20 protein-coding genes and 9 pseudogenes are annotated in these 19,471 nt (G+C 70.0%); 10 read left to right on the plus strand and 19 right to left on the minus strand.

Annotated features, from left to right (window positions below):
- Positions 1-56: 56 nt before the first annotated feature.
- Together QF027_RS47420 and QF027_RS47425 are read right to left on the minus strand one after the other, a co-directional pair.
- Positions 57-223, minus strand: a pseudogene (locus tag QF027_RS47420) (YjbQ family protein); the annotation flags it as partial.
- A gap of 309 nt (positions 224-532) precedes the next feature.
- Positions 533-799, minus strand: a pseudogene (locus tag QF027_RS47425) (DUF6233 domain-containing protein); the annotation flags it as partial.
- 87 nt (positions 800-886) lie between these two features.
- On the opposite strand from QF027_RS47425, the pseudogene QF027_RS47430 reads away from it, so the two are divergent.
- Positions 887-1,157 (plus strand): annotated as a pseudogene (locus tag QF027_RS47430) (hypothetical protein); the annotation flags it as partial.
- Positions 1,158-1,432: 275 nt separating this feature from the next.
- Positions 1,433-1,774 (plus strand): annotated as a pseudogene (locus QF027_RS47435) (helix-turn-helix domain-containing protein); the annotation flags it as partial.
- A 163-nt stretch (positions 1,775-1,937) separates the two neighbouring features.
- Here QF027_RS47435 and QF027_RS47440 read toward each other — a convergent pair.
- The 7 genes and pseudogenes from QF027_RS47440 to QF027_RS47475 form a co-directional block, all read right to left on the minus strand.
- Positions 1,938-2,369 (minus strand): YybH family protein, encoded by a 432-nt coding sequence (locus QF027_RS47440; RefSeq protein ID WP_307081826.1) that lies wholly within the window; start codon positions 2,367-2,369, stop codon positions 1,938-1,940.
- Positions 2,370-2,900: 531 nt separating this feature from the next.
- Positions 2,901-3,809, minus strand: a complete 909-nt coding sequence (locus tag QF027_RS47450) for an SDR family oxidoreductase (protein ID WP_307081828.1) — start codon at positions 3,807-3,809, stop codon at positions 2,901-2,903.
- Positions 3,810-4,233: 424 nt separating this feature from the next.
- Complete coding sequence (locus QF027_RS47455; RefSeq protein ID WP_307081831.1) at positions 4,234-4,713, minus strand: MarR family winged helix-turn-helix transcriptional regulator; 480 nt, start codon at positions 4,711-4,713, stop codon at positions 4,234-4,236.
- Positions 4,714-4,724: 11 nt separating this feature from the next.
- A pseudogene (locus tag QF027_RS47460) lies at positions 4,725-4,844 on the minus strand (alkene reductase); the annotation flags it as partial.
- A gap of 144 nt (positions 4,845-4,988) precedes the next feature.
- Positions 4,989-5,831 carry an alpha/beta fold hydrolase gene (locus QF027_RS47465; RefSeq protein ID WP_306972656.1) on the minus strand — a complete coding sequence of 281 codons (843 nt, stop codon included), beginning with the start codon at positions 5,829-5,831 and terminating at the stop codon, positions 4,989-4,991.
- A 498-nt stretch (positions 5,832-6,329) separates the two neighbouring features.
- Positions 6,330-6,749 (minus strand): hypothetical protein, encoded by a 420-nt coding sequence (locus QF027_RS47470; RefSeq protein ID WP_307081833.1) that lies wholly within the window; start codon positions 6,747-6,749, stop codon positions 6,330-6,332.
- Positions 6,750-7,182: 433 nt separating this feature from the next.
- A complete protein-coding gene (locus QF027_RS47475) occupies positions 7,183-7,503 on the minus strand; it encodes a hypothetical protein (RefSeq protein ID WP_307081834.1) in 321 nt (106 codons plus the stop codon).
- Between the two features lie 412 nt (positions 7,504-7,915).
- On the opposite strand from QF027_RS47475, the gene QF027_RS47480 reads away from it, so the two are divergent.
- Together QF027_RS47480 and QF027_RS47485 are read left to right on the plus strand one after the other, a co-directional pair.
- Positions 7,916-8,581, plus strand: coding sequence for a DNA polymerase Y family protein (locus QF027_RS47480; RefSeq protein WP_307081836.1), 666 nt, complete (start codon positions 7,916-7,918; stop codon positions 8,579-8,581).
- 91 nt (positions 8,582-8,672) lie between these two features.
- Positions 8,673-9,011, plus strand: coding sequence for a DUF6292 family protein (locus QF027_RS47485; protein ID WP_307081838.1), 339 nt, complete (start codon positions 8,673-8,675; stop codon positions 9,009-9,011).
- Positions 9,012-9,312: 301 nt separating this feature from the next.
- On the opposite strand, the gene QF027_RS47490 is transcribed toward QF027_RS47485, so the two are convergent.
- On the minus strand, positions 9,313-9,630 hold the full coding sequence (locus QF027_RS47490; protein ID WP_307081840.1) for a hypothetical protein: 318 nt from the start codon (positions 9,628-9,630) through the stop codon (positions 9,313-9,315).
- A gap of 275 nt (positions 9,631-9,905) precedes the next feature.
- Here QF027_RS47490 and QF027_RS47495 point away from each other — a divergent pair.
- Positions 9,906-10,124 (plus strand): annotated as a pseudogene (locus tag QF027_RS47495) (lamin tail domain-containing protein); the annotation flags it as partial.
- 351 nt (positions 10,125-10,475) lie between these two features.
- On the opposite strand, the gene QF027_RS47500 reads toward QF027_RS47495, so the two are convergent.
- Positions 10,476-10,628, minus strand: coding sequence for a hypothetical protein (locus QF027_RS47500; RefSeq protein ID WP_306972649.1), 153 nt, complete (start codon positions 10,626-10,628; stop codon positions 10,476-10,478).
- A gap of 206 nt (positions 10,629-10,834) precedes the next feature.
- Here QF027_RS47500 and QF027_RS47505 point away from each other — a divergent pair.
- From QF027_RS47505 to QF027_RS47525, 5 genes and pseudogenes are all read left to right on the plus strand, one after another.
- Positions 10,835-11,328 (plus strand): annotated as a pseudogene (locus tag QF027_RS47505) (SRPBCC family protein); the annotation flags it as partial.
- Positions 11,324-12,021, plus strand: a pseudogene (locus tag QF027_RS47510) (phytoene desaturase family protein); the annotation flags it as partial. The pseudogenes QF027_RS47505 and QF027_RS47510, both read left to right, overlap by 5 nt.
- Before the next feature lie 173 nt (positions 12,022-12,194).
- Positions 12,195-12,359, plus strand: a complete 165-nt coding sequence (rpmG, locus tag QF027_RS47515) for a 50S ribosomal protein L33 (RefSeq protein ID WP_306972648.1) — start codon at positions 12,195-12,197, stop codon at positions 12,357-12,359.
- 46 nt (positions 12,360-12,405) lie between these two features.
- On the plus strand, positions 12,406-12,666 hold the full coding sequence (locus QF027_RS47520) for a type B 50S ribosomal protein L31 (protein ID WP_307081842.1): 261 nt from the start codon (positions 12,406-12,408) through the stop codon (positions 12,664-12,666).
- Positions 12,667-12,714: 48 nt separating this feature from the next.
- Positions 12,715-12,837: a ribosomal protein bL36 gene (locus QF027_RS47525; protein WP_307081844.1), complete on the plus strand. Its 123-nt coding sequence runs from the start codon at positions 12,715-12,717 to the stop codon at positions 12,835-12,837.
- Here QF027_RS47525 and QF027_RS47530 read toward each other — a convergent pair.
- From QF027_RS47530 to QF027_RS47565, 8 genes and pseudogenes are all read right to left on the minus strand, one after another.
- Positions 12,818-13,330 carry a hypothetical protein gene (locus QF027_RS47530; RefSeq protein ID WP_307081846.1) on the minus strand — a complete coding sequence of 171 codons (513 nt, stop codon included), beginning with the start codon at positions 13,328-13,330 and terminating at the stop codon, positions 12,818-12,820. The two genes, QF027_RS47525 and QF027_RS47530, sit on opposite strands and share 20 nt — an antisense overlap.
- 386 nt (positions 13,331-13,716) lie before the next feature.
- Positions 13,717-13,839: a type B 50S ribosomal protein L36 gene (ykgO, locus tag QF027_RS47535; protein ID WP_046258531.1), complete on the minus strand. Its 123-nt coding sequence runs from the start codon at positions 13,837-13,839 to the stop codon at positions 13,717-13,719.
- Between the two features lie 52 nt (positions 13,840-13,891).
- A complete protein-coding gene (gene rpmG / locus QF027_RS47540; RefSeq protein WP_306972639.1) occupies positions 13,892-14,056 on the minus strand; it encodes a 50S ribosomal protein L33 in 165 nt (54 codons plus the stop codon).
- Positions 14,057-14,148: 92 nt separating this feature from the next.
- Positions 14,149-14,520: pseudogene (locus tag QF027_RS47545) on the minus strand (DsbA family protein); the annotation flags it as partial.
- A 310-nt stretch (positions 14,521-14,830) separates the two neighbouring features.
- Entirely contained in the window at positions 14,831-15,655 is an 825-nt protein-coding gene (locus QF027_RS47550; protein ID WP_307081848.1) for a DUF1684 domain-containing protein, read from the minus strand.
- A gap of 82 nt (positions 15,656-15,737) precedes the next feature.
- Positions 15,738-16,661 carry an LLM class F420-dependent oxidoreductase gene (locus tag QF027_RS47555; protein ID WP_307081851.1) on the minus strand — a complete coding sequence of 308 codons (924 nt, stop codon included), beginning with the start codon at positions 16,659-16,661 and terminating at the stop codon, positions 15,738-15,740.
- Positions 16,662-16,751: 90 nt separating this feature from the next.
- Entirely contained in the window at positions 16,752-18,152 is a 1,401-nt protein-coding gene (locus QF027_RS47560; protein ID WP_307081853.1) for an NtaA/DmoA family FMN-dependent monooxygenase, read from the minus strand.
- Positions 18,149-19,255, minus strand: a complete 1,107-nt coding sequence (locus QF027_RS47565; RefSeq protein WP_307081855.1) for an LLM class flavin-dependent oxidoreductase — start codon at positions 19,253-19,255, stop codon at positions 18,149-18,151. Before QF027_RS47565 ends, QF027_RS47560 begins: the two co-directional genes overlap by 4 nt.
- Positions 19,256-19,471: the final 216 nt, after the last annotated feature.

Raw genomic sequence — 19,471 nt, forward strand, 5'->3', positions numbered from 1 at the left:
AGCGCCCGTGCCACACGGCCCGGTGACCGGCGGACCGCGGCGGGCGGGCGGCACTCGCCCAGGAAACTCGGACACACCTTCCGATCCGGATGGTCCCTGTTGGGGCCCACCAGGCACACCGGCTGCCACATGCCGAGCCCGGTCGGCCGTCCAGTGCCGGCAGGGTCGCGTGGGGGCGGGACGAGGGCGGGAGGATGTGGTCGCGACCGTGGCCTGGGGTTGCGCCCACGTGTTTCGGCGGATGCCGCCCTGAGTGTTGCGGTAAATGTTGCGCGAAGCTTCCGGCGTCCCGGAGTTTTCCAGGTCGGCTCAGCGTTCGCGTCTGCTCGGGGTGCGCTCGCCGGTGTTGCGCGCCGGGCGGGGCCGCCGGGCCTCCGATGGTGTGGTAGCCGGGGTCAGGAGTCGTCGGGGGTGGAGTCGGCGATGTGGTCGATGGCGCGCACGTGGGCGAGCAGGCGGCTAAGTCGATGATGTGGAGCTGGGTGTCGGGCTGGCAGTGGGTGCAGGCGCGCAGTCCGTCGGCCAGGAGGCGGCGGGCTTCGTCGCGGCTGACGGGGCGGCGGCGGGAGCCGATCATGTGGCAGGTGCCGGCGTGGACCTGGACGGGCGGCTTGCCGGTGCCGATGCCGACTTCGACGACCCACTCCGGCGGCCGCGGCCGGCTCTTGTGGCCGTGTGCGGCTTCTGCCGTGCGGCGTTCCAGCAGGGCGATCTTGCGGTCGATGCGGTTCAGCCACAGGGCATGCCACACCCGCAGGGTGTGCAGTCGCTCCAGGTCGGGCGGCAGGTCATCGAACACATTTTTGATTCTAGACTCAAGATCGAGACGTTGCGCCCTCGCGTGTTCGATTTAACGTTCGATAACGTGGTGGGGGAGGTGAGCACGATGAGGACGCGGGCGACGGCGGACGGACAGGGCGTGGTGATGCACGTGCGCTGTGCGGACCGGCTGCCGGAGGAGACATACAGGCAGGTGCTGGAGGGAGCTGTCCGGGCTGTCGCCGGTGGTGCAGGCGCTGCCCCCGACCGCGGCGCTGGTGGATCTGCGCGGAGCGCTGCGCTACCACGGCGTCGATGCCCGCAGGCTGGGGGAGGTCCTGCGGATCAGGACGATCTCCCGCCTCTGCGTCGACGTCCGCATCGGCATCGGCCCCTCCAGAAGCCGACAGGTTCGCGGATTCCTGAGGGCCCAAGACAGCGAACTGGCTGGCCACTTGAGCTCGAGACGGCGATCGTCCAGCCGGTTGAGGCAGCAGGGACTCGTACGGCCTGTGCTCGGGAGGGTGTGAAGGAGGCCGCGTGAGGCTTCGCCAGGGCGAAGGGCTCGGGAGCTCATGGAGGTGATCGAGCGGTTTACTCCGCTCGCCCAGTCGTTGGCACCGTCGGCGGCCGTTGCCCAGGTAGGCGGCGCTCCAACGGCGCGTTGGCGGGCGGCAAGGGCCGCAGGGTCACGTACGCACGGTTCGTGGACTCCCTGGAGCTGCACTTCCGGGAACTGCACCGGGCTGCGGACTATGCCGGGCTGCTCGGCTGTTCGGTTCGTACCCTCAGCCGCGCGGCCCGGGACGCCACCGGCAAGGGGGTACGTGAGGTCATCGACGAGCGGCGCCTCCTCGAAGCCCGGCGCCTGCTGGGAGGCGCCTGGTGGGATGCCCGGGCTGTGGCCGTCCATCTCGGGTTCACCGATCCCGCGAACTTCGGCCGCTTCTTCCGTGGCCACACCGGTCTCACCCCGGCCGCCTTCGCGGCCCGCGAAGCCAGGACCGGCATGTGAGGCGGGCGCGTGGGCGCGGCACAAGCCCGCATCCCCACGGCCTTGATCGCGTCCGGGGCGGGGGCCGGGCCGGGGTCGGCCGCCTTCTTGACGGCCTTGCTCCTTGATCGGTCCTTTCGCTGAGCATGCTGGTACCCGGCGGCGTTGCTTCGGGTTCTCCCGGTCAGGAAGCGATCTTTTCCGTCACGGTCTGGGAGAACGCCCAGTTGGAGTGCGCGATGCGCCACTGGTTGTCGATGAGGCGGTAACCGTGGGTGGCGTTCCAGGCGCGCAGCTGCTTGTCCTTGCCGTTCTCGTCGAGAACGTAGGTGTTCAGGTTGTACGCCAGGACAGCGAAGTCACCGCTGTCGCTGACGTGAACCTGCGGGTTGAGGTACTCGCTGCGCACGATGTGCGGGTTGGAGTAGATGGAGTCGATCCATGCGATGACCTTGTCCCGGCCGACCACGATGTTCTCGAGGATCGGGTCGAAATAGCTGACCTCGTCGGCGAACGCGTCGAGGTAGCCGCCGTTGTCGCCGACGCTCCACCGCTCGTTGAAGGACTTCTCCAGTTCCAGGATGGTCTTGCTGATTTCTTCCTTGTTGACGCCCATGACAGTCTCTTTTCGTTCTTGCCGCCGCAGCCGGCTCCGGTCGGCGCGGATGGGTGTGTTTCTCAGTCGTCGAGCAGCACCACGTGCTTGCCGGCGTGGTGCCGGACTCGACGTCGGCCTGGGCATCGCGAACCTGCTCCAGGCCGTGGTAGACCTTCGCGACCGGGGCCTTGAGCCGCCCGGCGGCGATGGCCTGCAGTTGCTGCTGGAACACCTGCGCGGGCAGGTCGGTGGCCCCGCCCGCTGCGGCCCGGGGCGAGGTGTTCGCCGCAGCACCTCTCGATCCTCTGTCGACATCCGGCGAATCGCTCAGGCAGTTGCGGACATCTGGTTGTCAATGGGGGACACCGGGTGAAGCCCCCGCGATCGCAGGGCTTCGAGCCCCCTCATGCCGGCTGGGGAAGCGCTGAGCGCGCGCCCCGTCACCCGTTCGGTTCGGCCGGAACGGTTGTGGAGTGGTTCGGCCAGGAGGGATCGGCCCGAGGCGTCCTGGTCAGGCCGCCGGGCGGCGGGGGAGGGGACGCGGGCCTGTCACCGGTGCTGTGCGGTGCGCAGCTCGTCGGTGTACCGGGCGAGGGCGTCTTCGGCTTGGGGGACGGGGCCGAACAGCTGCTCCTGGCGGCGGGGGTCGGCGACGTAGCGGCCGGTTTCGAACCAGCGGAACATCGCGGCCAGGTCCTTGATCAGGGGCATGAAGCGGCCGGCGACGGCTCCTGCGGCGCGGGCGACGGCGGACGGGATGGCCACCACCTTGATCTTCTTCCCGGCCCGGCGGCCCATCAGGTCGGCCATCTCGCGCATGCTGACCGGACGGTCCCAGCCGATGTCGATCCGCTCACCGGCCTCGGCGTCGGCGTCGACGGCGGCTGCCAGGTAGGCCGCGAGGTCGGAGGTGTGGACGAAGGTCAGCGGGACGGTGGCCTTGCCGATCCACACCATGCGGCCCTTGTCGACAGGGTCGCCCGCCATGCTCGCGACCTGGTCGAGGAACGCCCCAGGTCGCAGTGCGACGAAGGGGACGCCGAGCTGTTCGAGCTTGTCCTCGGCGAGCTTCTTGTGCCAGAAGTGCGGGACCTGGGGCGTCTGGTCGCTGGTGAGGATGCTGGTCAGGACGAACCGCCGGATGCCGGTGCGGTGGGCGGCCTCGGCGAGGTTGGCGTTGCCGATGGTGTCGATGTCGTGGGCGTTCTTGCCGCCGCGGGTGTAGCCGGCGGCGGTGGTGATGACGGCGTCGGCGCCGTTCATGGCGGCGACGAGCGAGTCGAGGTCGAGCATGTCGCCGCGGGCGATCTCGACACCCCGGCTTTCCAGCTTGCTGGCGTCGGTGGTCGGCCGGACCAGGGCGCGGACGTTCTTGCCGCGCCCCAGCAGTTCGTCGACGACCTTGCCGCCGAGGGAGCCGGTCGCGCCGACGACGAGGACGGGCAGGGTGGTGGTCATGGGGGTCTCACTTTCCATCAGGTCAGGAGTGGGGGATCAGGTGGCGCAGACGGGGGCGCCGTCGGCCCGGGTCGCTCAAGGGGCGGGCCTGTGATGGGCGGATCTGCGGCACGGGGCCACCGCCGGTCGGCAGGAGCTTGCAGGGGTTGACGGTGAACGGGACGCGGGGGATGCCGCCGTCCTCAGCCTGGCTGGCGAAGGGGAGGGGCTCGACATCCCCTTGGGAGGAGTGTTGCCCTTTCCCTGCCCCTTCCCCCGGACGAGTTCCGCCTGCCCGCACCGGGACAGCTCGCGCTTGCCCCTGACGCTGAGGACCCGCTCAGCCCGTTCTCCCTGACGTACCGGGGTGAGCGGGGCACCGCGCCGCATCCGCCGGCTCGGCTCACCGGACTTGTTCCGAAACCGGGGTGCAATCCGAGGGGAGTTACTCAGACTCTTCCCGTGGCAGCGCGCGGCTGTTGATCGCGTCGGCGATGGCGTAGGCCGTGCGGACGAAGGACTCCGCCTGCTGCGCCGAGAGGTCCCGTGCGGAGGTCTCCTCCAGGGCCCGCCACATGGCTGCCAGGGGCTCGCGCATCGCCCGGCCCTTGTCGGTGAGGTGGACGACCATGACGCGCCGGTCATGTGCGGCCGGCTCACGGATGAGCAGGCCGGCGTCCTGCATGCGGCGAAGGGACTTGGAGACGGTGGAGTGGTCCAGGCCGACGCTGTCGAGCAGCTCGGACTGGGTCTGGCCGTCCCGGTCCAGGAGTTGCATCAGCAGCAGTTCCTGTCCCAGATGCAGGTCTATCTCGCGGAGCATGGCGGCGGCGTAGGCGCGGTGGGCGCGGGCGAGTTGGAAGATCGCGTAGCTCATCGGTCCTGCGCCGGCCGTCGTGGGCATGCGGGGTTCGGGGATGGGCATGGTTCGGTTCCTCAGACGGTGTGGGTGGGGTAGTCGGTGTAGCCGGCCACTCCGCCGCCGTAGAAGGTCGCCGGGTCGGGGGTGTTCAGCGGCGCACCGGCGCGGAGCCGCTCGACCAGGTCCGGGTTGGCGGTCAGGACGGGATTGCCCGCACCTGCCCAGCGTCGCTGACCTGCTGGACCGTGGCCGCCTGGTCGAGCGGACAGGCAGTGACGCCGGTGACGAGCTTGCCGGCTCTGGGAGCTTGCGACTCAAGCCGCTCACTGGGTGGGGAGTCAGCCGAAGAACTTTTCCAGTTCAGCTACCAGGGCCTCCGGCTGCTCCTCCGCGACGAAGTGGCCGCTGTCCTCGATGCCGCTGTAACTGATGTCCTTGGCCTTGCCCTCCATCATTGGCCGCATGAAGTCGGCGCCCTGATTGGCGATAGCCAAGACGGGCATCTCCAGCGAGGCGTACGAGTCGTTGTCGGCGACATCCTGGTGGAAGGTACGGAATACGCCGAAGCCCGCGGTCAGCGCCTCGGGTGTGTCGTAGGCCTGGGCGTAGATGGCCCGGCTCTCCTCACTGATCCGTTCCGGGTGGAGCGCGAGGTGTTCGGCCGACCAGTCGATCACGTGCCGGAACCGCCCCGCGAGAAGCTTGGCGGGCAGTCCCTCGACCTGGCTCAACGGGTATATCCACAGGTTCAGATCACCGGGCCTGGGGAACGGCTTGGCGAAGTCCTGGAAGACCTGCGAGAAGGGTGCGCCTTCCCACAGGGCGAGCTTCTTGGTGGCCTGCGGATAGTTGGCGGCGAAGCTGTAGGCGACCATCGCACCGATGTCACCACCGGCAATGTTCACCTGCTCGTAGCCGAGGCCGCGGACCAGTTCGTAGACGTCCTTCGCCATGTTCTTCTTGTCGTAGCCGCCCTCGGGCTTGTCCGACTCTCCCTGACCGCGGTAGTCCACGGCGATGACGCGGAAATGCTCGGCCAAGGGGGTCATGATCTTGTGGAGGCCGTGCCAGGTGCGCGGAAACCCGTCCATGAGAACCAGCGGCTCGCCTTCGCCGCCGATGACGTAGTGGAGCCGGGTGCCGTTCACGTCGGCATAACGGTCTTCGAATCCTTCAAGCATGTGTAACTCCTACTCGGGTTGATCATTTCTGCGGTGGGAGCTCCCGCTGTGCGGGGCGGCACATGCGGGAGGGGTGCCACCGAGATCCAACCGTTGATGCGCCAACACCCCTCCCGCCTGGTCAGGGCTTGGCGCACTGGAGGCAGGGTTTTGGTCAGGTTCGTATGTCGGTGGCGTGTCCGGTCGAGAGGCTGTGTCATTGACCGGTGTGTGACACCTGAAGTCCGGTGCGACTGGAGGACATCGCGGCGATGTGTTCGAGCCGCTCGCACGGGCGGATCAGCGTCGGCGGAGCGGGGGTGCACCTACGGGGCCTACTGCTGGACGGGCAGTGGAAAGAGGTGGAGCGCCCGCTCGCGGTGTCGCTGACCGGCGGAAGCCGCGGGCGACGTCACGCAGTTGCTGCCGCTGCCGGACAAGGCCCCGGCCGTGGCCGGCGCCGTCGGCCCCGTAATCACCCACCGCCACGTCCACGCCTAGTTCGGTGAGCTGACTTTGTCAGGACCTCTTGAGCCAGCGTTGCAGCGCCTCGGGCACGTTCGTGGGATGCGAGCTGAAGCTCAAGCGGATGTCAGGCTGGAGGTCGATGAGCACGTTGACGATCCGTTCGAACAGGACGGTGTACTCCGGGACATTCTTGATGCCGCCGCCGATGAGCACCACCCCGAACGAGTGTCCGTCGAACAGTCGGCGCAGTTCGGCCTCAGCCTCGTCGGGGTCCAGGCTGACATAGCCCGCCTCACCGTCGATGCCTGTGGCTTGGAGCGCAGCCCAGCTGCGCTCCCTCATCGCCACCAGCTCCTCGAGCGTCGCAACCCCCGGCGGAAAATCGTCCGGCGAAAGCGCATCAGAGGTGATGCCGAGGGTCAGCACGCGTTGATTGATCGGAGGCTTCACTTGGGAGTTCTTGTGGGACATGGGGTCGCTCCTCCAAGGCAATATGGCCCCCTCTGATGGCACACCCATGCGGGTCTCCACAGTTCTGCGGGGGAAGTTCAAGAGAAAGTGTGGCTGGCCACATGAATAACGTAGCAGCAATCGTGTGGCTAGCCAAGTATTTGCGGACGCGAGGACGGCGGTGGCCACCTCGGGACGCTTCGAGGTGCGCCGACCATTTGCGTGGCCGACCACGTAAACGTGCGGGGTGACCGCCAGGGTGCCGGTACCGCAGATCACCCAGGATCGTGTCATCACCGTGGGCAAGAACAAGGGCCAGTCAGCCTCACCAGGCACAACTCGGTTGCCCGCACCCCGGAGATGTAGGCGGCCTTGGCCATCACGTAGTTACGGACCGCGACCGGATGCTTGCGCGCCGAGCCCAGTTCCTGGCGCCACGCGGCGAAGAACGCCGTCATCTCCGCGCGCGAGGGCGGGATCCGCAGCCCGAAGTCCCCCGGTGCCGGGGCCGGTTGAAGGCGTCGACTGGTGACTCCACCACCGCCCCGAACCGCCGCCGGATCTCCCCGGCGTACCGCTGTTCGAGGAACGCGAAGTACAGGTCGATGCCGGTGATCTTCTTGCGGACCGTGGTGTGACCGCGCTTGCCCGCCCCGGCGAAGTACTGGTCCAGCTGCCGCGGCGACAGCTCCCAGGGCAGGACGTCGTAGAAGGTGCACACCTCGATCATCGGCTGCACCAGGCGGTTCAGCGTCGTCGGCGCCAGCCCCGCCACATCCCGCGCCCAGCAGTACTCCGCGAGCGTGTCCTGATAGAGGGCCTGCTCCGCCTCCCGAGACGACGGGTGAACACCGCGGCGCTGAGGGTCAGGACGTCGGCCAGGCCTTCCTCCTGCCCGGGAGGCCGGCCTGGCGAGCCGCGCCCGCTGATCAGCGAGAAGCGGCGAGTTTCGGAATCCGCCACAGACATGCAAATTACGCAAGAAACTCCCGGAATCTGCGAGTTACTGGCAGAACTTCACCCTTTCGAGTGGACGTCACTGCCGATTCGCCAGCCAGCATGAACAGGTCGAACGCCCGGTAGCTGGATGCGGTCGAACCCGTCGGTACTCCAGTTTCACGATCGCCGCCACAGCCTCCGGCCAAGTCCCCCTGCCGGGCGGGATCCTGGCGATCGCCCCCGAGGACGTGACCGGCTGGCTGGGACCGCTGTCGGTCGAGGCCCTGCACGGCATCGGTCCGCGGCAGGCGGCCGTGCTGCGCGACTACGGCATCCACTGCGCGGGCCTGCTCGCCACGGTGCCGCCCGCGACCGTGCAGCGCCTGCTGGGCGGGAAGGCCGGCCGCCTGGCCGCCGACCGGGCCCGCGGCATCGACCCCCGCCCCGTCGTCCCCCGCGCCCTGCCCGCCACGGCGAGCGTGCACCACCGCTTCGATGAGCACGCCCTGGACGGCGCCGTCGTCCGCGCCGCCCTGCTCGACCTGGTCGTCCGGCTCGGCACCCGGCTGCGCGGTCGTGGCCAGGTGGCCCGCGCGCTGACCTTGACCCTGAAGTTCGCCGGCGGCAGCAACTGGGAGAAGACCCGCCGCCTGACGGCGCCCTCGGCTCATGAGGACGACCTGCGCCGGCTCGCCTACCAGCTGATGGATGCCGCCGGCCTGCAGCGCGGCCGCCTGACCGGAATCGCCCTGAAGGGCGAAGACCTCACCGACGCCGACCAGGTCGCCTGGCAGCTGTCCCTCGATGACGCCCGCGAAGCCCGCCTCGCCGCCGAAACCGCCGTCGACCGCGTGCGCGACAGGTTCGGGCCGGGCGTCATCGGCCCGGCCGCGGTCTTCCGCCGCGCCTCATGACCCAGTCCCCGACCCGCCGGGGGTAAGGCTCGTGCTGCTCGACCCGCCAGGAGGTCGCGGCGCGCCCCAGGGGCTGCCCCATCGGCCTTACGTGAAGGCCGTCGACGGCGCCCTCACCACGCGGGGCATCCCGCCGGGCACCGTACGGGCCAGCCACCACAGCCTCGAACACGGCCCGACCACCTACATGATCCTCGCCTGGGACGTCAGCCGCACCGCCGGGCACGGCGGGATCCGGCTGCTCTGGGAGGAACGCCAGGGGTGGTACTACGCCCTGCTCGGGCTGCACCGATGGCCGACGTCGTCGAGGAACTGGTGCGTCACCGGCAGCTGTCTGGCGGGAGTCCTGGACGGAGTGGGAGGCGCCCGGGAGATACGGGCTGCCGCCGCCGAATTCCGCCGCAGCCGTGTCGGTCTTGCGTCCGTGTGACAGCGGGAAGGCGGCGCTGACGCCACGGCTGAGGCCGGACCTGGTGAGCAGCTGACGATCGACACATGGGCCGACACCTACGAGCAGGTGATCGCGGCGCTGCGGGCATGTACAGGCGGGGATCACAGGTGTGAGGGCCCGACGCCACTGCCGTGACCACGCGAGGCCATGCAGCATGCCAACGGCTCTTTGACCCTCAGCGGCCCACACGAATCCTGAATGGTCCGATGTGGAGAGCCGTGTCCTGGAGGCCATCGATCAGCCCTGGGGGAGGGGCCAGGACGCACGGTGGTGCGTTCGGTCACTGTGATGCCGTGTGGTGCAGCCAGCGTTGCAGGGTGGTGTTGATGCTGGAGGGCAGGGTGCTGAGCTGGTCGATGGCGTCGCGGTCTTCGGGGCGGGGCGGGATGCCGGCGGCGGTCAGTGTGGCGTGCAGGGCCAGGCGGTGCTGGTCGCGGGGGTGGATGAGGATGCTGAGGCGCTCGGAGGGGTTGGGCGGCGGCAGCGGGTGGTCCGTGTCCTGTCCGGTTGCGGCAGCAGGCCAGGCGCTGTCCGCCGGGTCGGCGGCGTAGGGGTCGACGAAGGTCTGCGGCGTGTGGTGGTCAAGGGCGATGGTCACGTGGGTCTCCTTCAGCAGTGGGTGGATGTGCAAGGGGAGAGTCGTACACGGCCGTCTGCGGTTGCGGTTGCCCGGCGATGTCACGCCGACGGAGTCATCGGCGGCTCATCGTCTTTTTCGACCAGCACAGCGGCAAGCCGGCCGCGCATGACCGGCGGCTCGTAAGCACCGGCATGGAGTCCGAGGGCTGTTACGCACTTTCGGGTGATGGTCGGGCAGCTGCTGGGGTGGCGCGTCTTGGTGATCGCGGCGGGCGGCCAAGGCCCGTAGGAGCCTTCGACCACTACCGCCTCGAGGGCCGCGCCACGGTCCGCATCCACACCGGCAGGGGCCACGACACCGACAGCGACCTCTACATGGACCGCCACGACCACGTGTGGGACGACTGCTCCGACACCGCCACCCTGCGCAACGACCACGACCGCTTCATCGACGACGAGTCCTGGGGACGCCACCACGGTGGTCGCCACCACGGCGGTGGCCGCCACCACTGACGCGCCTTCCCGCACCTGCGGCACGAGGTGATGCCGCAGGTGCACGGGATGTGGCCCCGGATGATTCGCCCGGACGCTGATGGGTTGATTCCGGGGTCTAACGTGACGTCGGCCTTCGAGACGGGTTGTGGTCTTGAAGGCCGACGTTGTCGTGTGGGGTGTGTGCGGATGTCGATGCAGCCGAAGGGACCGCGGGGGATCCCCGCGGAGACGGTGCGCGTGGCGCGGGGCCGCGCCATCGAAGGACAGTCCTGCGAACCGGCTGCGGGACGAAGAGAACGCTGAGGCGTCTGCGACGGCGTCGCCTGATGCGGCACAGCCACGGGCTGGTGTGCTGCCCTGAATCAGTCGTCAGGGTGCGGGGTCTTGCGTGGCGTCCGCAGGGGGTGCGGGGGGTGCGTTCCCGGCAGGCTCGGAGGGGGGAAAGAGCCAGTTCTCGAAGGCGTCCAGGGCGAGGAGGGCGGCCATCATCAGGAGGGGCAGTGCGAGCGCGAGCACGATCACAGGACCTCCCTTGGCTGAGGGCCTTGGGCTTTAAGTGACCGGACTTCAGGATGCGGCCGAATGGCTGATGCCGCACGTTGGCCCCCATCCTGGCCGCCGGCGGGACAAGACCCCGGTCCCGGGGGCGTCGGTCGGGCCCCTCAGGCTCGGGCACTCGGGGCACGGCCGACGGGCAACCCGGTCCAGGTAGTCCTTCGGAGGTCTCCGTGGCCGTTCGCCATCGTCTGATCAAGTCAGCCCGAGCGCTGTGTGGCCCGTCCTCGCCGACGGCCACCGGTACGCGCAGTGGGTGGTGGGAACCTCCCATTCCGAGCCGATTCGCGGGCAGTGGCCGCACAAGGACGCGGCGATCCGCTTCCAGGTCCCGCTCGGCCCGCTCAAGCTGGTCAACGAGACGGTCGTACGCCGCTGCGAGGAAGGCGTGAGCCTGGAGCCGGAGGCCCACGCCGGGCCGCTGGGAATCGCACGCATCGCGATCGAACTGTGGCCGTGGGGCGGGCACTGCCTGGTGATCGTGGACGAGCATCCCCTCCAGGGCGCGGGCGGCGGACTGCACAACGTCGGCTTCGAAGCGCTGATCCAGATGCGCCACCGCACGATGCCGGCCCGCCTCGCCCGGCTGTGCGAGAACGAGGTGCGAGAGGCGTGCGAGGCTTCGCGACAGGCGTCGGTGCAGGGTGTGGCGGGAGCCGGGCATGCCTCACGCCGTGGTGATCGGGGCGGGCCCCTACGGCCTGGGCGCCGCCAATCTGCTCGCGGACGCCGGGTGGAGCGTCGAGGTGCTGGAGGAGCAGCCGGAGCCGGGCGGCGCCGTCCGCCACGACCACGACGTCGATCCCGCCTACGTCAGCGACGTCTTCAGCGCCTTCCACCCGCTCGCGGCCGCCTCTCCGGTCCTGGCCGCGCTGCGCCTGGACCGGTACGGGCTGCGCTGGAGCCACGCGCCCAGCGTGCTCGCCCACCCGCTCACCGACGGCAGCTGCGCCCTCCTGGACCGACCGTGACATCGACACCACCGCCAGTCCCTCGACGCCTTCGCACCGGGCGACGGGGCCGCCTGGCGGTGACTGCACGACGTCTGGGAGTCTCTGCCCCCCGCTTTTACCGGGCTGGAGCGCCAGCGGAAGCCCGGTCACCGGGCCTGGACGCCCTGTTCACCCCTTTCCCGCCCGTGCGCGCGACGGCACGGCTGGCCCGGCGGCTGCGGGCCGCGGGCGGACTGCGCTTGGCACGCACCCTGGTCCTGCCGGTACGCCGCATGGGCGAGGAGGAGTTCCGCGGCCATGCGGCGTACCGGCTGCTGCTGGCCGGCAACGCCCTGCATGCCGATCTCGCCCCCGAGTCGGCGGGCAGCGGCGGCTTCGGCTGGCTGGTGGCCACGCTGGGACAGACACCATGGGGCGGTGGTCGATCGCCTGGAGCGATGAGTGAGTGCGACGGATCTGCTTCGCTGGGCTGCTCGCTGCGGCAACCGGCCGTCGGGAATGACGCGCTGGACGGCTTTGTGGCAACGACTGCATGACATGACCGAGTCAAAGCACTCGGTGGTGGTGGAAGGAGTACCTCATGGCACGCAGCACCACGCGGCCCGTCGTCAAGCTCAGGTCGACGGCCGGCACCGGAGTCACCTACGTGACCCGCAAGAACCGTCTGAACGATCCTGACCGGCTGGTCGTGCGCAAGTACGACCCGGTGGCCGACAAGCACGTTCTGTTCCGCGAAGAGCGATGACACCCGCCTCGGTCGTCGACCGAGGTTTCTCAAGGAGGCACCACCCATGAGGTCCGGCATTCACCCCGTCTCCCGCCCCGTTGTCTTCCGGGACCGCGCGGCAGGCTTCCAACTGCTCACCCGCTCCACCCTCGACACACAGCGCACGGTGGAGTGGGAGGACGGCACAACGTACCCGGTCGTCGACGTGGACATCTCGTCCGCGAGTCACCCGTTCTACACCGGCACCTCGCGGGTCGTGGACACCGCGGGCCGGGTGGAGCGCTTCGAGCGACGCTACGGCCGTAGCGCTCCCGTCCGTCCCTGACGGCCCGCGCCGTCTGACCCCTGCAAGGCCCTGCAAAGGGAGGCCGCTATGAAGGTACGCAAGTCCCTGCGCTTGCTGAAGGCCAAACCCGGCGCTCAGGTGGTGCGCAGACGAGGCGTGACCTTTGTGATCAACAAGAAGGACGCCCGCTTCAAGGCCCGCCAAGGCTGACGCCACTGCGCAGCACCTCATCGGCCCGGCACCGCACTCGCGGTGCCGGGCCGCTGCCGGATATGCAGTCGGCGCGTTTACGCCCCCATAGCCGTCGATCTGTCGGAGCACCAGCATTCCTCGGCGCCGGGCACATCGGCGCCCTGATGCGGCAGGCTCTCGGCATCGACCCGTGGCGCACCGTGTAGGACATCGCCCGCTGAGCACCGTAGAGGACGGCGAGTTCTTCGGCGGGGTATTTCTCGTGGCCGGTCAGCCTGATAATGAACCGGACGATGTCGGCCTGCCCGACGGCGCGGTACTCGATCACCCGGACCGGCGCCGACGGCGTCTTGACGGTTCCGGCCGCCTTGCTGTGTTTGTTCGCCTCCATCCGGGCGAGGTAGCTGCCGTCGGGCAGGACGTCCTGGGCCCGGCGCGCCTTGCGTCGCCCGATTCGCCACAGCAGGTGCGTGTCCTGGTCCCGGAGCCGGTGCCAGCGGCCCAGACCCACAGTCCCCGGTCAGCCAGTAACAGCGTGCCCGTCCCGACATGGGCGCCCAGGGCGTCGGAGACGATGCGTTCGGAATCCTTGAAAGCCGCCGATCGCGGCGTCCAGGCCGGCGTGAGAAGAACACTCGGCCACCGCGACCACTCTGACCTGCGGATCTCGAGGGACGTCTCGGGGTCCGACGGGACGACCGGTCCCGCCGGCAGCCCGCTGGGATCGTGCGTGGGCCGCTCGATCAGGTCGCACTCGGTGGTCACCGTTCTCCTCGAGAGCGAACCTGCCGTGGCGGCCGATTCCAGGCATCGGTCAATCGACTGACGGCCTTTCGACCGGTACGGCAACGGCCCGGCACCGCGTGCGCGGTACCGGGCCGGATGGCGTGAGGCGGGTCAGCCCTGGCGGGCCTTGAAGCGGGGGTCCTTCTTGTTGAGCACGAAGGTGACGCCCCGTCGGCGTACCACCTGGGCGCCGGGCTTGGCCTTGAGCGAGCGCAGTGACTTGCGTACCTTCATCGGGGTGGTGCCTCCTTGCAGGGCCTTCGTCGCCGGGCGACGAAGGCGGATGTCAGCGTTCCTCGCGGAACAGGACGTGTCCGCCGACCGCCGGGTCGTACTTGCGCAGGACCAGCCGGTCAGGATCGTTCAGACGGTTCTTGCGGGTCACGTAGGTGACTCCGGTGCCGGCCGTCGACGTCAGCTTGACGACGGGCCGCGTGGTGCTGCGTGCCATGAGGGGCTCCTTCCGCCGACACCCGAATACATTGACTCGGTCATGTCAGACGATCGTTCCAACGCCACCGGGCGGTGCTGCATTCCCGCTCGTCACCTGTCTCGGCGCGCGTCGGCCGCAGCCCGTTCCCGGGCCGCGCGCACCGCCGCCGACAGGCCGGTGATGTCGTAGGCACCGTGGTGCAGGCGCCCGTTGACGAAGAACGTGGGCGTGTCCGCCACGCCGCTGCGGTCCGCCGACTCCACGTCCTCGGCGATCCGGCCCGAGCCCCGGTGCGACCGGAGGTCCTGGTCGAAGCGTTCGGTGTCCAGCCCGAGGTCCGCGGCGTACTTGACGCCCAAAAACGGTGGTGTCGGCCACCGGAGCCACTTCTTCCTGTTGGTGCCCATCTTCTTCCTGTGTGACATGTCCGTGTGGGTTTTTGCCCCTCGCGCAACAGTGGCGGCCTGTGCGCGTCTCGAAGCTCAGGGACAGCCCGTCGATGTGGGAGTGAGCCGCCCCAACCCTGGTCGAGGTCGGCGCGCAGGGCGGGCACCGTCGCCGCCGCCATGAGCGAGAAGTTCCGGGTGCGGTGTGCTGCTCGCGCGAGACGATGGCCGGCCCTGACGTCATCTATGACCTGGAGCTGAACATGGGTGAACGCCTCGGCGCCCGTAGCCAGTGCCAGGCCGTCCCGGCCGGACCGGGGGCCCAATGACAAACGTGTCCGCGACGTGAGCCCGCCCACTGACTTCACTCACCCAGATCGAGAGTCGTAGCGCGACCGCGTCCGGCTCAGGACCCGCCGCGCTCGCGGGGGATCTTCTGGCCCGCCTCGATCGCCACCGGCAGCCGGTTCTCGGCCGGGGGCAGCGGGCAGGTGGCCAGGTCCGTGTAGGCGCACGGCAGGTTCGCGGCGCGGTTGAAGTCCAGGACGACCGTGCCGTCGGCGGCGGGCGGTTCGAGGGACAGGGCCCGGTTGGCGGCGTAGGTGGTGACTCCGGAGGTCGCGTCGGTGAACAGCACCATCAGCCGGCCCGCACCATGGCCGGGGAACGCGGTCAGCGACAGCGGGCGCCCGTCCAGCTCGAACTCGACCCTGCCCGGAGCGTCGTACACATGCTCAAGGCCCTCGACCGCGGCGCCCACGGTGGTCGGCCGTGGCGTGTCGAAGGGGATGTAGCGCCCCGTCACGGCCCAGCGCGGGTCGGGGGCGTAGGCGGGCGTTCCGGTGAAGGCCGTGCGCAGCGGCGCGTCCGGGTGCCGGGGACGCACGATGTCGTGGCCACCGCGCCGGGCGACCTCGATGACGGCGTCTCCCCAGACGGCGTCGACGCCGCCGCGCTCGGGAAGCACTCCGAAGCGGTGTTCACCGCGCACAGGCTTGCCGTCGACGACCAGTTCCTCGCCGTCGTCGAGGTCTACGACCACCCCCTCGCTGCCGGTGCGCCACGCGCCGGGCGCGTCCGGAAAGCGCTGCGGCCGGTCGTCGAGCCAGTGCAGGCCGGTGATCGCCAGGAACCCGTGCGGGGCGGCGAGCCGGGCCTCCTGGGCGCGGTACCACTCCAGCCAGGTCTCGGTGAAGGCGTGAAGGTCAGTTGTGGTGGCCTCGGTGGTCATGGGGAATCTCCTTCGTACCGTGGGGCCTTCGTGCGGGGCAGGGGCAGGGGCAGGGGCAGGGGCTGTCGGGCCGATGGTGTACTCAGCGGGCCAGTTCGCCGAGGAGTCGCCAGGTGCGTCGGCGGTCGGCTTCTCCCGCGATCTCGGTGCCCGAGAACACGACCTCGGTGACGCCGGCTTCGCGGTATCGGCGTACCTCGGCCTCGACCGTCTTCTCGTCGCCGATCACGGCCAGATCGGCGGCCCGCCGGCCGCCGGAGAGTTCGATGACCCGCGCGTAGGACGGGATCTGTTCGTAGAACGCGAGGTTCTCGGTGGCCTTTGCCCGCACCACGTCGACGTCGTCCGTGACCACGCCGGGCACCAGGGCCACGATCCTGGGCGCGGGGCGGCCGGCTGCCTCGGCGGCGGTGGTCAGGGCGGGCACGATGTGGTCCGCCAGAGCGCGCGGTCCGGCCAGGTAGGGCAGGATCCCGTCGGCCAGTTCGCCGCTGACCCGCAGCGCCTGCGGCCCCATCGCGGCGACGAGGAGGGGGACACCGTTCTCTGCGCCTCGTACCCGCGCCGGGATCGGAGTGGTGGCGGTGAGCAGTTCGCCGTGGAAGTCGGCCGTGCCGGTCTCGGTCAACTGCCGCAGCGCGGTGAGGAATTCGCGCAGCCGGGCGATGGGTCGTTCGAAAGGCAGACCGAAGCCCGTCTCCGTCAGCAGTTTCGTGCCCAGAGCCAGACCGAGGTGATAGCGGCCGTGAGTCGCGGCCTGGGCGGTCTGGGCCTGGCTGGAGACCAACAGCGGGTGGCGGCCGAAGACGGGGATCGCGGAGGTGCCGACCTGCAGTCCGGGTACCTCGCGTCCGACGATGGCCGCGAGCTGGGGCGAGTCAGCGCCGAAGGTCTGGCCGAACCAGGCCGACGTGAGACCGAACTCCGCGGCTTCCTGGGCCAGTTGTACGGTCGCGTCGACCTGGTTCGGTGCCTCGGACGCGTTGAGCGCTACTCCAACAGTCATGTCAGTCAGAACGGGCCTGGGTGGAACCCGCATTCCGGTCCGTGTGTGACAGCTTCTTGTCAGTCATGTGTACAAGAGCCGGCCCGGGGCTCAGCCCGCCTGTCGTCGGTCCGGTGCGGAGCGGTGGGTGAGGGGTGCGCGCAGGCCGAGGTTCTCGCGCAGGGTGGGGCCGGTGTACTCGGTGCGGTAGATGCCGCGCTCCTGCAGTTCCGGGACGAGCAGGTCGACGATGTCGTCGAGACCGTCGGGGATGAGGTACGGCGTGACGTTGAAGCCGTCGATCGCGCCGTGCCGTACGAAGTGGGCGAACTTGTCGGCCAGGCCGGACGGAGTGCCGACGTGCCCGCGCTGCGGGCCGAGTGCGATGACGGTCTCGCGCAGCGACCAGCCGTACGCCTGAGCCTTCGCCCGCCATTCGGCCACGACGGCGCGTGGGTCGGCGATGCGCCGGGCACCGAAGGAGCCGTCGTTCTCCGTGACGACCGGGTCCTCCTCGGGCAGGGGCCCGTCGGCGTCGCGGTCGGACAGGTCGATGCCCCACAGCAGTCCGGCGATCCCCAAGGCCGTTGCCGGGGTGACCTGTTGGAGCCGGATCCAGTGCTTCTTCTCCTGGGCCTCCTCCTCGGTGGCGCCGAGGATGATCTCGGTACCGGGCAGGATCCGCAGGTCGTCGTCCGGGCGCCCGACCGCCCGCAGTCGGCGCCGGATGTCGTCGGCGAAGGCCAGCGCGTCGTCGAAGTCGTTGCCGTGCGCGGAGAAGATGACGTCGGCGTTGCGGGCGGCGAAGTCGCGTCCCTCGCCGGAGTCCCCGGCCTGGAAGATCACGGGGTGGCCTTGGGCGCTGCGCGGCAGGGTCGGAGCGAGGTCGACGTCGAACTGCGGGCCCTGGTGGCGCACTTGGTGTACGGCGCCGGGTGCCGACCAGGCGGGCGCGCCGGCGGAGTCCGCGACGGCTCCGTCTTCCCAGCCGTCCCAGAGGGCGCGGGCCACGGTGAGGAACTCCTCGGCACGCCGGTAGCGGTCGGCATGGTCGAGGTAGCCGCCGCGCCGGAAGTTCGCGCCGGTCCAGGCGTTGTCCGTGGTGACCACGTTCCAGCCGGCACGGCCCTCGGACAGTAGGTCGAGTCCGGACAGGCGGCGGGCCAGATCGGCGGGTTCGTTGAAGGTGGAGTTGGAGGTGGAGACCAGGCCGATGCGGCGGGTGACCGCGGCCAGCGCGGCGAGCTGCGTGATGGCGTCCGGCCGTCCGGCCACGTCGAGATCGTGGATCCTGCCGTCGACCTCGCGCAGCCGCAGTCCCTCGCCGAGGAAGAACGCGTCGAACAGGCCGCGCTCGGCGGTCTGGGCGACCTGGCGGAAGGAGGCGGGGTCGATCTGGGAGCCGCTGTCGGGGGCGGACCAGATGGTCCAGTGGTTGACGCCCTGGAAGAACACTCCGAAGTGGAGCCGGGCGTGCGGCCGGGGGACGTCGAGGGGATCGGTGCGGGTCATCGGGCGTCCTCCTGGGTGGCCAGGGCAGCGGCGGCGAAGCGGTTGGCGGGGCGCTCCAGACCCAGGGTCGAGCGCAGGGACGTACCGGGCAGCGGGCGGGCGACGAGACGCCGCTCGGACAGGGCCGGAAGGACGAGGCGGGACAGGACGGCGAGGTCCTCGTCCAACACCAGCGGACGCAGCCGCACTCCGTCGACGTGACGACGCAAATCGCCCAGGAGGGCGACCAGTTGGTCTGCGGAACCGATGTGCCGGAGCCTTCCCCGGTCAGTCCACGGCGCGTGCTGTTCCAGGTCGGCGAGGCGTTCGGCGGCCGTGGCCTCCGGGGTGTCCAGCGCCACCTCGACCTCGGCGAAGACGTGCGGGGCAGCGGTGCGGGCGGCGGCTGTGGCGACCGACGCGAGGTCGCGGCCCTCGACGAGAGCGACGTCGAGTTGTGCGGCCGGAACTCGGTCGGGCCGGCCCAGGACGACGAGCTGCCCCTGCGGCGGACGCGGCACGATCGCCGGGCCCTTGACGGCATACGTGTCACCGGTGAAGTCGATGTAGTGGAGCCGTTCCCGGTCGAGGTAGCGGCTGGTGGCGACGGACCGGATGACCGCGTCGTCTTCCCACGAGTCCCACAGGGCGCGGGCCACCTCCACTCCGTCCCGGGACTCCCGGGCCCGCGCGTCGGCGTCGGCGACCAGGGGGCGCCCCCAGGCGCGGGCCGCCTCGGGACGCTCCTCCTCCGCGACCACCCACCCGGCGCGACCGGCGGAGATGTGGTCCAGGGACGCCAACTGGCTGGAGACATGGAAGGGTTCGGCATACGTCACCGGGACGACGGGGGCGATCCCGATGGTGCTCGTGGACGCGGCGACGAAGGCCGCCCGCTCGACCGCGCCGATACGGCCCACCGGATCCGGTGAGGCGCCGGGCGGCAGCACGCCGTCGTCCAGGGTGATCAGGGTGAACCCGGCGTTCTCGGCGATGGCGGCGACCTGGGCCACGCGGCGCGGGGTGAGCAGCTGATCGGGGGAGTGGGCGGCGCGGCGCCAGGCCGCGGGGTGGGCGCCGTCGCCGTCGATCTCGACGGCGAGGTGCAGGGCGGGGCCGGACATGGGGTTCCTTCCGGGAACACGAAAGCACGAGAACGCGCGGCCACTGGCCACGACGAGACAGCCGACGGGACGGCCGGCAGAGGTCAGGCGTGCACGGAAGGACAGACGGCGGAGGAGGTGCGGCAGTAGTCGACGTGCCGCCGGGTGATGAGCCGCGTACCAGTGCACGCACCGCGCGGTGCCGCGCCCAGTACGTGCATCGAAGCCTCCAGCTGT

This window comes from Streptomyces canus (assembly GCF_030816965.1).
Classification (GTDB): Bacteria; Actinomycetota; Actinomycetes; order Streptomycetales; family Streptomycetaceae; genus Streptomyces; species Streptomyces canus_E.

Bases quoted from the DNA above. Each gene is read 5' to 3' on its own strand.
- rpmG (WP_306972639.1), bottom strand. From the start codon at position 14,056: ATGGCACGCAGCACCACGCGGCCCGTCGTCAAGCTGACGTCGACGGCC.
- QF027_RS47440 (WP_307081826.1), bottom strand. From the start codon at position 2,369: ATGGGCGTCAACAAGGAAGAAATCAGCAAGACCATCCTGGAACTGGAG.
- QF027_RS47450 (WP_307081828.1), bottom strand. From the start codon at position 3,809: ATGACCACCACCCTGCCCGTCCTCGTCGTCGGCGCGACCGGCTCCCTC.
- ykgO (WP_046258531.1), bottom strand. From the start codon at position 13,839: ATGAAGGTACGCAAGTCACTGCGCTCGCTCAAGGCCAAGCCCGGCGCC.
- QF027_RS47550 (WP_307081848.1), bottom strand. From the start codon at position 15,655: ATGACCACCGAGGCCACCACAACTGACCTTCACGCCTTCACCGAGACC.
- QF027_RS47520 (WP_307081842.1), top strand. From the start codon at position 12,406: ATGAGGTCCGGCATTCACCCCGTCTCCCGCCCCGTTGTCTTCCGGGAC.
- rpmG (WP_306972648.1), top strand. From the start codon at position 12,195: ATGGCACGCAGCACCACGCGGCCCGTCGTCAAGCTCAGGTCGACGGCC.
- QF027_RS47525 (WP_307081844.1), top strand. From the start codon at position 12,715: ATGAAGGTACGCAAGTCCCTGCGCTTGCTGAAGGCCAAACCCGGCGCT.
- QF027_RS47465 (WP_306972656.1), bottom strand. From the start codon at position 5,831: ATGCTTGAAGGATTCGAAGACCGTTATGCCGACGTGAACGGCACCCGG.
- QF027_RS47560 (WP_307081853.1), bottom strand. From the start codon at position 18,152: ATGACCCGCACCGATCCCCTCGACGTCCCCCGGCCGCACGCCCGGCTC.
- QF027_RS47455 (WP_307081831.1), bottom strand. From the start codon at position 4,713: ATGCCCATCCCCGAACCCCGCATGCCCACGACGGCCGGCGCAGGACCG.
- QF027_RS47470 (WP_307081833.1), bottom strand. From the start codon at position 6,749: ATGTCCCACAAGAACTCCCAAGTGAAGCCTCCGATCAATCAACGCGTG.
- QF027_RS47555 (WP_307081851.1), bottom strand. From the start codon at position 16,661: ATGACTGTTGGAGTAGCGCTCAACGCGTCCGAGGCACCGAACCAGGTC.
- QF027_RS47565 (WP_307081855.1), bottom strand. From the start codon at position 19,255: ATGTCCGGCCCCGCCCTGCACCTCGCCGTCGAGATCGACGGCGACGGC.